This window comes from Nitrospirota bacterium (genome assembly GCA_040757335.1).
Taxonomy (GTDB): domain Bacteria; phylum Nitrospirota; class Nitrospiria; order 2-01-FULL-66-17; family 2-01-FULL-66-17; genus JBFLXB01.
The window spans coordinates 41,018-50,950 of record JBFLXB010000028.1 but is presented as its reverse complement, the minus strand read 5'-3'; the positions used below and the strand labels follow the sequence as shown (position 1 = coordinate 50,950).

At 62.8% G+C, this 9,933-nt stretch carries 13 protein-coding genes; 3 read left to right on the top strand and 10 right to left on the bottom strand.

The genetic code is table 11. From position 1 onward, the window contains the following. Positions 1-104: 104 nt before the first annotated feature. Complete coding sequence (locus AB1451_13610) at positions 105-1,034, bottom strand: TIGR01777 family oxidoreductase (GenBank protein MEW6683933.1); 930 nt, start codon at positions 1,032-1,034, stop codon at positions 105-107. Between the two features lie 69 nt (positions 1,035-1,103). Between AB1451_13610 and AB1451_13605 the strand changes: the two genes are divergently transcribed. Further along, the gene (locus AB1451_13605) at positions 1,104-1,607 is read left to right on the top strand and encodes a WbuC family cupin fold metalloprotein (GenBank protein MEW6683932.1); all 504 of its coding nucleotides are present in this window, start codon (positions 1,104-1,106) and stop codon (positions 1,605-1,607) included. A gap of 11 nt (positions 1,608-1,618) precedes the next feature. On the opposite strand, the gene AB1451_13600 is transcribed toward AB1451_13605, so the two are convergent. The 9 genes from AB1451_13600 to hflK form a co-directional block, all read right to left on the bottom strand. Further along, positions 1,619-4,525 (bottom strand): EAL domain-containing protein, encoded by a 2,907-nt coding sequence (locus AB1451_13600; protein ID MEW6683931.1) that lies wholly within the window; start codon positions 4,523-4,525, stop codon positions 1,619-1,621. 16 nt (positions 4,526-4,541) lie between these two features. Then, positions 4,542-4,715 carry a hypothetical protein gene (locus tag AB1451_13595; protein MEW6683930.1) on the bottom strand — a complete coding sequence of 58 codons (174 nt, stop codon included), beginning with the start codon at positions 4,713-4,715 and terminating at the stop codon, positions 4,542-4,544. A 45-nt stretch (positions 4,716-4,760) separates the two neighbouring features. Then, positions 4,761-5,072, bottom strand: coding sequence for a hypothetical protein (locus AB1451_13590; protein ID MEW6683929.1), 312 nt, complete (start codon positions 5,070-5,072; stop codon positions 4,761-4,763). After that, on the bottom strand, positions 5,069-5,470 hold the full coding sequence (locus AB1451_13585) for a hypothetical protein (GenBank protein ID MEW6683928.1): 402 nt from the start codon (positions 5,468-5,470) through the stop codon (positions 5,069-5,071). The genes AB1451_13590 and AB1451_13585 overlap by 4 nt, the downstream gene beginning before the upstream one ends. Positions 5,471-5,638: 168 nt before the next feature. Then, complete coding sequence (locus AB1451_13580) at positions 5,639-5,935, bottom strand: YqjK family protein (protein MEW6683927.1); 297 nt, start codon at positions 5,933-5,935, stop codon at positions 5,639-5,641. Continuing rightward, positions 5,932-6,342 carry a phage holin family protein gene (locus tag AB1451_13575; GenBank protein ID MEW6683926.1) on the bottom strand — a complete coding sequence of 137 codons (411 nt, stop codon included), beginning with the start codon at positions 6,340-6,342 and terminating at the stop codon, positions 5,932-5,934. The genes AB1451_13580 and AB1451_13575 overlap by 4 nt, the downstream gene beginning before the upstream one ends. Then, complete coding sequence (locus tag AB1451_13570) at positions 6,335-6,658, bottom strand: DUF883 family protein (GenBank protein ID MEW6683925.1); 324 nt, start codon at positions 6,656-6,658, stop codon at positions 6,335-6,337. The genes AB1451_13575 and AB1451_13570 overlap by 8 nt, the downstream gene beginning before the upstream one ends. A 102-nt stretch (positions 6,659-6,760) precedes the next feature. Continuing rightward, the gene (gene hflC / locus AB1451_13565; protein ID MEW6683924.1) at positions 6,761-7,621 is read right to left on the bottom strand and encodes a protease modulator HflC; all 861 of its coding nucleotides are present in this window, start codon (positions 7,619-7,621) and stop codon (positions 6,761-6,763) included. Continuing rightward, positions 7,618-8,646, bottom strand: coding sequence for an FtsH protease activity modulator HflK (hflK, locus tag AB1451_13560; protein MEW6683923.1), 1,029 nt, complete (start codon positions 8,644-8,646; stop codon positions 7,618-7,620). Before hflK ends, hflC begins: the two co-directional genes overlap by 4 nt. Before the next feature lie 18 nt (positions 8,647-8,664). On the opposite strand from hflK, the gene AB1451_13555 reads away from it, so the two are divergent. Then, positions 8,665-8,955, top strand: a complete 291-nt coding sequence (locus tag AB1451_13555) for a helix-turn-helix transcriptional regulator (GenBank protein ID MEW6683922.1) — start codon at positions 8,665-8,667, stop codon at positions 8,953-8,955. Positions 8,956-9,107: 152 nt separating this feature from the next. Continuing rightward, the gene (locus AB1451_13550) at positions 9,108-9,902 is read left to right on the top strand and encodes a TIGR00266 family protein (protein MEW6683921.1); all 795 of its coding nucleotides are present in this window, start codon (positions 9,108-9,110) and stop codon (positions 9,900-9,902) included. Positions 9,903-9,933 lie beyond the last annotated feature (31 nt).

Sequence of the window (9,933 nt, the reverse complement as noted above, 5' to 3'; positions counted from 1 at the left end):
TCTTACGCGACCAATATCGAATTGGCTGGGCCGTCGCGTCTCGGTCTATTGCGCGGCCCGATCAGATCCGCGGGCACCCGCGGTTTCCCCGCGGTGATTCGTTCCTATGCGTGGTGACGTCCCGGCGGTCGGTTCAGCAAGTGCACGAGCGCCGGCTCTAAATCAGGATAGGCGAAGCGGTACCCCGAGCCCTCGAGCCGTTTCGGGAGCACGCGGGCGCCGCCGAGCAGCAGGGCGTCGGCCATCTCTCCGAACAGCAACCGGGCCGCGAACGCGGGGAGCGGCAAGATCGTGGGCCGCCCCAGGACTCTGCCGAGGGTGCGGGTGAACTCCGCGTTGGTCACGGCGTGCGGGGAGACGACGTTGACGGGTCCCGACAGCGATTCGTGTTCGATGGCATGGAGCATCACGGACGGCACGTCGTCAAGTGCGATCCAACTCATCACCTGTTTTCCGCTTCCGACCTTGCCGCCGAGGCCTATCTTGAACGGCGGGAGCATCTTGGCCAACGCGCCCCCACGCGGGCTCAACACGATGCCGAACCGCGTGTGCACCACGCGGATGCCGGCCGCAAAGGCGGGCGCGGCAGCCTGTTCCCAATCGCGAACCAGGTCCGCCAGAAATCCGGTGCCGCGTGCACTGGTTTCGTCCACTCGGTGGTCGGGCTCATGGTTGCCGTAGTACCCGATTCCCGATGCCGTGATCAGCACGCGAGGCTTGTGCGCCAGGGCGGCCAACGTGTCGCAAAGCAGGCGAGTGCCGCGAATGCGGCTCTCGCGGATCGCCTGCTTGCGCGTCGGGGTCCACCGACCAGCCGCGATGGCTTCTCCGGCCAGGTGCACCACGGCGTGGTGGCCTTCGAGTCCGCCGGGGTCGATGATCCCTGATGCCGGACTCCAGAGCGTTGTGCGATGCTGCGGGTCCTGAATCCCCGCGTTGCGCACCACGCGCGTTACGACGTGACCGTCCCGAGCGAAGCGCGTCAGCAACGCCGAGCCGATCAATCCGCTGGAACCGGTAAGGGCGATGCGCATGCTGACCTCACGAGCCCCCAACGCCCCTTCACCTAATCACAAAACGTCAGGCCCCGGCAAGATGAAACAATGAGCGACGCCGAGTACCCCGCGACAGCACACATTCGCCGCATCGATCAAGCACTCCTGGACCGCGTCACTGCCGAGGCGGCGCGCCATCCGCGTCTGCGGATGAACCACAATTTTCACCAACACGAGGAGCCGGTCCAACGCTTGCTCAACGCTGTTGAGCCCGGCAGCTACGTGCGGCCCCACCGCCACGTGGATCCTCCCAAGTGGGAAATGTTCGTCTGCCTGCGAGGCCGAGGGGCCGCGGTGGTCTTTGATGACGACGGCCGGATCGTGGACATTCATCGGCTGGATCCCGGCCGCGGCACCTATGGCGTGGAGATTGCCGCCGGCGTGTGGCACTCGATTATCAGCCTAGCACCGGGTTCGGTGTTTTTAGAAGTGAAGGAGGGCCCGTACAAGCCCAAACACACCGGGGTCTTTGCCCCGTGGTCGCCGGCGCCAGATGATCCGGGCGTCGCCGAGTTCCTGGCTGCGCTGGAACGTGCCGCGTCGGTGCAGTAAGCGGCGGCGTGTCAGGCGGCCGATTTGAGTGGCGGCCCCGCCCTGTTGACGAGAAATCGAACCGCCTCCTCCGGGGGGACGGGATTCCCCACCAAGAACCCCTGGATTTCATCGCAGCCTACGTTGGCGAGCCACGCGCGTTGGGCGTCGGTTTCCACCCCTTCGGCGACGACGCGGAGCTTGAGGCGATGGGCCATCGCCACGATGGCGCTCGTGATTTCGGCGTCATCCACGTTGGCGGGGAGACCACAGATGAACGATTGGTCGATTTTGAGATGGTCGATCGGGAACCGTTTGAGGTAGCTCAGGGAGGAATATCCGGTCCCAAAATCGTCGATCGCGATCGTGACCCCGAGCGCCTTCAGTCCGCGAAGTGCCTCCGCGCTCGCGTCCGCGTTGCGCATCAGGACGCTTTCGGTCAGTTCGAGTCCCAGAAGGCGGGCGGGTAAACCGGCTTCCTTCAGGACGGTCCGCACGTGTCCCACAAAGTCGTCGGATTGGAATTGGCGGCCCGACACGTTGACTGCAACAGGCACGGGTTCGTAACCTGATGCCTGCCAACCCGCCACTTGCGCGCAGGCGGTCCGGAGGACCCACGAGCCGATGGGAATGATGAGCCCCGACTCCTCGGCGATGGAGATGAACCGGGACGGGGGCACGGTCCCCAGGTCGCTGTCTTGCCATCTGATCAGGGCTTCCATGCCCACAACCATTCCCGTGGTCATGTCCCACCGCGGTTGGAAATGCAGGCGCAACGCGCCGTCGTCGAGGGCCTTGCGTAGCCGGCTTTCGATGGTCAGGCGCTCCAGCAGGGCGGCGTTCATCGAGGCGTTGTAGAATCGATAGTCGTTTCGGCCCTGGTCTTTGACAGTATACATCGCGGTGTCGGCGTTCTTCACCAAGGTGTCAGCGTCCTCCCCGTCGCCGGGAGACACGCTGATCCCGATGCTGGCGGTGATCAGGACGGTCTCCGAATCCAGTGAGAATGGCGTGGTCAAGGATTGCAGGATTCGCCGCGCGACCAGAGCCGAATCCTCGGGCTGCGTGACCTCGGTCAACACCACCGTGAACTCGTCGCCGCCGAGTCTGGAGATCATCGCCACGGGACCCTCCGCATCGCGACCCTCCGCATCGCGACGTCCGACGTTGTCGCTGCGACGGACGACCGTGGCGAGACGTTTGGACAGTTCTTGGAGAAGCCGATCCCCTTTGGAATGACCGAAGGTGTCGTTGATGCGCTTGAATTGGTCCAGGTCCAGGAACAGGACTGCGACGTGTCGCTTGTGTTGTGCGGCCACACGCAGCGCCAGGTCCAGACGATCGTGCATCAATCGGCGATTCGGGAGGCCAGTCACCTGGTCATAATAGGCCATGGTGTGGACCTGTTCGACCATTCGGGCGCTCGAAAGCCCGACTGAGATCTGATCGGCGACCCGTCGGGCTCGAGCAGTGTCCTCGATGGTCCGAGCCGTACGGTCACGGTACCCCAAGATCAATAGTCCGGCCGGATTCTCGCCGACGCGCAGCGGCAGGACGACGACGAACGCGACAAGAGCGGGCAGGGCATGCGCCAACCAGGCGAGTTCGTGGGAGGTAGGGTCTTGCTCGGCAGGGCTGCTGCTTACCAACGAATGCAAGGCGTCGTGAGGCAGACTCGTTCTGACGACCTGGATTCGGTTCGACGTTCTATCGGGCCTGGTGAACAAGAGGCCTCGGTTGATAGCCGCCTGGTCGATCAACATGGCCGCGACGAAGTCGGCGTTGGAGAGTTCGTGAATGCGTCGGATCGCGGTTTCGACCACGCCTCTGGCATCCAGAGCGGTTAGGATCGCTTGCTGAACGTCGCCGAGCGTCTCGATCGTGTTGAACTGACTTGCCAGTTCTTCGGCCATCGCGTTGAATGCTCGTGCCAGTTCCTCAAACTCGTCTCGACTGGACACCTCCACGCGGCCCTTGAAGTTGCGCCTGACCAGTCGGCGCATCCCCTCTCGGAGCTCGTCGATGGGCTGGAGGGTGCTGCGGATGTGACGGCTGCTAAGCAACAGGACGATCAGGATGGCGACCAGTGCCGTCGATGTCAGCGTCCGTCGGAACGTCGACACCTGCCCGACAAGCCCGATGCGAGACTCGGCCGCCACGACAACCCACTTGGGGGCGGCAAATTCCGCTTGAAGAAAGAGCGACCAGAAACTTGCCAGGTAGCCTGATCCGGGACCAGGCCACAGAAAATCGCCGGAGGCCGACGCCACCAATCGCTCCGAGACGCTTGTCGGAAGGGGCAACAGACTTGGGTCGCTGCAATGGAGCGGGTGGAGTGCGGTCGTGAAGACACAGCCATCGGTCCCTGCCGGGAGGGCGTCGCGGTCGAGCACGGCGAACAGGTAGTCTGGGCGGACCGATGCGGCCGCAATGAGACGGCGATGTGTCGGGGAGCCGGCTGCGCGCAACAGCCACACGCGGTTCATCTCTGTCTGAACGAACAGGACGGTCCGTCCGGATTCAAGGTCCGCCGTCTGCGCCGCGGTTGGAACGGGGAAGGCGCTCGGTGTAACGGATGGCCCGCGGACCAGAACAGGCGACTCGTTCTCCGGGATGACCAGGACCGCATCGAACCACTGATGGGTGTACTGGTCAAAGCGGGTACTGAGTCGGCGTGCCAGGTTTGTTGCCGAGACCGGACCGTCCGCACTGGCGGATCGGAGTTCTGCGGCCGCCAGCATGAGACGTTCGATGATCGCGAACCCGAAGGATCGGGTGGTTTGGCGCAAGTGATCGGCCGTCTCGTCGTTGAGGGCATCGGTGACCTGTCCCAGGATCAGAGCGCCCATGATGAGGATCGGCGCCAGTGCGCAGATTGCGAAGAACAGGAAGATCCGTCGAGCGACGATACTCTTGAAGAAGGACCGATCGATCTTCACCGCCGGCTCTCGCGGGTCAATAGTCGGCTGCCAAGCCGATGTATTGACCGTCGTTGGCCCGGATGATGTCGTCCTGACTCATCTTGGCTTTCAGCGGCGGCTTGCTGTCTCCGTCCGGGCCCATGCTGTAGAGGTCGTAGGTCGAATTGAGCGGAACCAGGAACTGGTCTTTTCGTGCCTGTCCGATCACGATGGGGGGAGCACCTTCGATCTTGAGGTATTGGTACGGGTTCCCCTAGGGATCGCGTTCAGTCCATGAAATTGCGGCCAGGGAATCTGGGTATTGGTCTGCGTCCTCATGGAACTGGAGCAGCTTGGCCTGAAGATCGTGGATGTGGGCGATGGCCTTTGCCCGGCGTGCTCGGTCCACGTGATCCCGAGCCGCCGGAACAGCGATCGCGGCGAGCACAAACACCAGCCCCGCCACCAGGACGAGTTCGAGCAGCGTCAGGCCCGCCTGGTTGGCTCGGGCTGCGGTGATGAGTCTTGCCGGGACTCCTTCACGTGGAGGTCTTCCGGCCGGGGACCGAGCGGAGGGCGGGGTCACGTTCGTTTGCGAAACCAGTGGGTTTGAAGCTGATTCTTAAACACCAGGGTCTCGTCGAACGGCGCGCGATACAACGTGACGGAGTATTCGCTTCCGTCTTCGCCCTCGTAGTAGACGGTAAAACTGGACTGGCCGGACTCACTGGTCCATTCCACGGACGACACGGGGTAAACGGCCTGGCCCTCCTCTCCCAGTCCGAATGTTACGAAATGGGGGCGGAACTCAAGGAAACGGCCCGAATATCGATGGTCCGGTGTCGTCCACACGCCCAGCAGAGCGTCGGGGACCGTGTCGCTACTCGACCGGCTGCAACCGGGTGCGGTCGCGAGAGCGAAGATGAGTGCGAACAGGACAGAGACCGACCGGCGATGGATCGGACGGGCTACAATTTTCCGCAATCGTCCATGCCTGTTCCCACCGTGCACGACGTCACTCCGACAGGATGGTGGCAATCGATGTATCGAGACGTGACTGAGCGTAGCCGATGGTCAGGCTGTGTCAACTTTTTTAGGGGCTGTTCGGCAATCCGATGTGTCGCGGCGTTGCGATGCGCGCGGGGGGCGCCGTCAGGGTGACGTGCGTGACGGTTGCTTAGAGACAGAACGATATAAGGACCAGACCATCCAGATTCGCCCGACCCAAACACCCAGCCGGCCGCGGCCCATCCATGTGAGCAGCGTGGTTCCTGCGGCCACCGTGACCCAATGTGCGCGCACCTCGCGCGCGAGCGTGAGCCCGGTGTCCGCCAGGAAGACGGCTGTCCGCCACCGCTGACCCAGCCGGCCGAGGGTGTCTCGTTGCGCCTCCGCTCGCGCCACCAGCGCGTCCCGCCGTTGCCGGATGGTTGCCAGCCGCTCAGTCATGATCGCGTCAGGCGTTCTCGGTCCTTGGTGAACTCCGCCAGCGTCGTGGCGAACAGGCGGGGCCGAGTCTTGAGTCGTTGGCGCAATGTCGCGGCCGAGAAGATTCCGAGGCCCAGATAGAGCAGGGCAAAGCCGCCGACCGCGTACACCCGGTAGGTGTCCCAAAACAGGACCACGATGAACAATGTCAACAGAAGAAACCCAAAGCCCAGGAAGAACAGGGCGAAGAAGCCGAACACGACCAGTTCCCGCAGGCGCTCGCGCTCTTCTTCGAATTCGGTGGCGACGATCTCCACCCGCGTCTGGAGAACGTCGAGCACCGTGGCGACGAACCGCCGCAGCGAGTCCAACAGCCCCGCCGCGTGATCGCGGCTGGTTGCGCTCGCGCTGTCGCCCGCCTTATCCACGCCGGGAACTTAACACGCCGATCAAGAACCCGACCGCCGCGGCCACCCCCACCGCGGGCCAGGGATGTTCCCGGACCAGCTTGTCGGTGGCCTCGTACGCGGCTTTCGCGTGTTCGGTCAGGCCTTCCTCCATCTCCGCGAGCTGCTTCTGGGTGGCTGCCACGCGATGTTCGAGTGCGGCCCTCGCCGCGTCGATTTGTTCGCCGGTGACACCCGCGGTCGCTTTGAGCAATGCTTCCGTGTCCGCGATCACGGCCTTAAAGTCTTGAACCAGCTTGTCTTGCGCGGAGTCCCGTCCGTCAGTGGGAACGTCCATCGGATCCTCCTCAGCCGAAACCGCCGCATTGTACTATGCGGCTTACCGCACGGAAAAGGGGCTCAGCAACCGAGGTCTGGATCTCCGGACTTAGGGCCGGTCCTACTTGGACTTCAAGAAGCGGAAGAATTCGGAGTCCGGGCTGAGCACCAGGGTGGTGTCTTTGTCGAGGGCTTTAGTGTAGGCTTCCATGGATCGCATGAACTCGAAGAAGTCGGGGTCTTGTCGGTAGGCCTGCGAGTAGGTCTTGAAGGCCTGCGCGTCGCCGCCGCCCATGAGCGCCTGCGCGGTCTTATAGGCTTCGGCGAGCAGGATCTCCCGTTCTTTTTCGGCTTCGGATCGGATCTTCTGGGCCTCTTCCGCCCCTTCGGACCGGTACCGCTTGGCTTCCCGTTCTCGTTCGGCTTGCATGCGGGTGAACACGGCCTTCTCGTTCTGTTCCGGGAGGTCCGCGCGTTTGATCCGCACGTCTTCCACCTCGATGCCGTAGGGAAGCGCTTTTTCATTCGCGCGCGCGGTCACGGTCTCCATGAGCACCGAGCGCGTCTGGGACACGATTTCGGAGAGCGTGTGCCGGCCCAACTCGACGCGAAGTTCGGAGTAGATGATGTCGTCCAGACGCGCCAGCGCCCCTTGTTGGGTCTGAAACGCCTCGTACACTTTGAGCGGATCTTTGATTCGCCATTTGGCGTAGTTGTCGATCAGCAAGGTCTTCTTGTCGGTGGTGATCACATCCTGCGAGACCGCGTCGTAGTCCAACAGCCGTTTGTCGAAATACACGACGTTTTGTACCAACGGTACCTTGAGCTTCAGCCCCGGTTCGGTGATGGTGCGCACCGGCTTGCCCAGTTGGATGACGATCGCGGTCTGGGTGACGTCCACCACGAAGAATGGGGAGGCGCCGAGCAGGATCAACAGCACGATGGCCACGCTTGCCCACAGCGCGATCGCCTGTTTCTTCACGGCGTGGTGCCTCCCCTTGATCCCGATGGTTTCGGTTCACGCGTGAGGGGGAGGTACGGCAGCGTGCGGTCGCCGACCTTCCCGTCAATAATCACCTTGTTCATCCCCGGCAACACAGCCTCCATCGTTTCCAGATAGATCCGCTTTCGAATGATCGGCTTCGCCTGTTGATACTCCTTGAGGGTCTTGTTGAACCGATCAGCTTCGCCCTCGGCGCGCCGTACTCGCGACTGCGCATAGGCTTGGGCTTGGTTGATGGTTTGCGCGGCCTCGCCCTTGGCCTTGGGAATGATGTCGTTGCGGTAGCCTTGCGCTTCGTTGATGAGTTTTTCCTTGTCTTCTTTGGCGCTGGCCACGTCCTTGAAGGCCGCCACCACCTGCTCCGGCGGATCCACGTCCTGCAGTTGAATCGCCGCCACGTGCACTCCGGCGTGATAGTCATCGAGGATCTGCTGCAACAACGCTTGCGTGCTTTCCTGAATTTCGGCCTTGCCCGTGGTCAGGGCCTCGTCGATGTGGCTCTGCCCGATGACCTGGCGGATCGCCGCCTCGGTCGCCTTCATGATCGTCTCGCCCATGTCGGCCACGTTGAAGAGAAACTCCTGCGCGTCTTTGATGCGAAACTGGACGATCAGTTCCACGCTCAGGATGTTCTCGTCGCCGGTGAGCATGAGGGCTTCGCGGGGCACGGTGGTGGTCCCGCCTTGGATGTTCGAGCGAAATCCCACTTCGATGCGATGCAGCTTCGTGACTTTCGGAATGAGCACGGATTCGATGAGCGGGATTTTGAAGTGGGGACCGGGGGGCGTGATCCGCACCACGCGGCCGAAGCGCTTGACCACGCCCTGCTCGTCGGGCGCGACAATGTAGAAACCTTGCCAGGCCAGCAACAAGGCGATGAGCAGGCCGATGATCGGGGTCCAGCCGCGAAACCCGGTGAACCGCCGCAGGCGCTGCCGGAACTCGGCCCACTGCCGCTCCAAGTCAGCCTTGCCGCCGCCCAAGTCCCTAGGCTCCCAGACCATGGTCCGTCACATCTCCCGATGATCGCGACGTGCGGGCTCGAACCTACCACGAGGCCTTTTTGCGAAGCAAGCGAAATCGGAGGAATCCCCGCCCCCGCTCCCTGGCTGTTCCGGATTCGCTTGACACGGCGCGAGCAAGAGATCGTTGAGCTCGTCACGCTCGGCCGGAACACCAGAGAGATCGCGAGCCAGTTGGGCATCTCAGGGGAAACCGTGAAAGTCCGTCTTCAACACGTTTACCGAAAGTATGGCGTGAAAAATCGTGTTGAGCTGATCCTGTCACTCGCCCCGAAACCGTCGAAGCACTAAGCTCGCCAAAGAGTCCCCTCGCTGCCTTGTTTATGAGGCATATCCGTGGAAAGCGGGATTACCTCGAACAGGGCATTGCGTGGGTCACCGCGTGTTGATTTTCCGCGATCCCGGTCCTATCATGGGCTTCCTATTGCGGCAAGGAGAAACGTATGGCGCTGATGCACGAGATCGACTACGAAATCTTCGGCGACGACATGCAGTACGTCGAGATCGAATTGGACCCGGAAGAGGCGGCCGTGGCCGAAGCCGGCGGCATGATGTACATGAACGACGGCATCGAGATGGAAACCGTGTTCGGTGACGGCTCGGGCGGCAAGCCGGGGCTGTTCGGCGCGTTGGTGGGAGCTGGCAAGCGCCTGCTCACCGGCGAGTCGTTGTTCATGACCGTGTTCGTGAACAAGGCGCGCGACAAACGCCGGGTGGCGTTCGCGGCGCCGTATCCCGGAAAGATCGTCCCGATGAAACTCGACGAACTGGGCGGTACGCTCATCTGCCAGAAGGATTCGTTTCTGTGCGCGGCCAAAGGGGTCTCGGTGGGCATCGCGTTTCAGAAGCGGTTGGGCGTTGGGTTGTTCGGCGGTGAAGGGTTCATCATGCAAAAGCTGGAGGGCGACGGCGTGGCGTTCGTGAACGCGGGTGGGACCATTGCCGAGCGGACCCTGAAGCCCGGCGAGATGCTCCGCGTGGACACCGGGTGCATCGTCGCGTTGCAGAGCTCCGTGGACTTCGACATCGAGTACGTGGGTAAAATTAAGTCCGCCTTGTTCGGGGGGGAGGGCCTGTTCTTTGCGACGTTGCGCGGTCCCGGCCGGGCGTGGTTGCAGTCCCTGCCGCTGTCCCGGCTCGCAAACCGTATCTACGCGGCCGCACCGCAACGGGGAGGCGCGCGCGAGGAGGGATCGCTGCTCCGCGGGTTGGGTGGACTACTGGACGGCGACAACTAAGAGCCCGACCGTGGACCTGAACGGGCTCGAT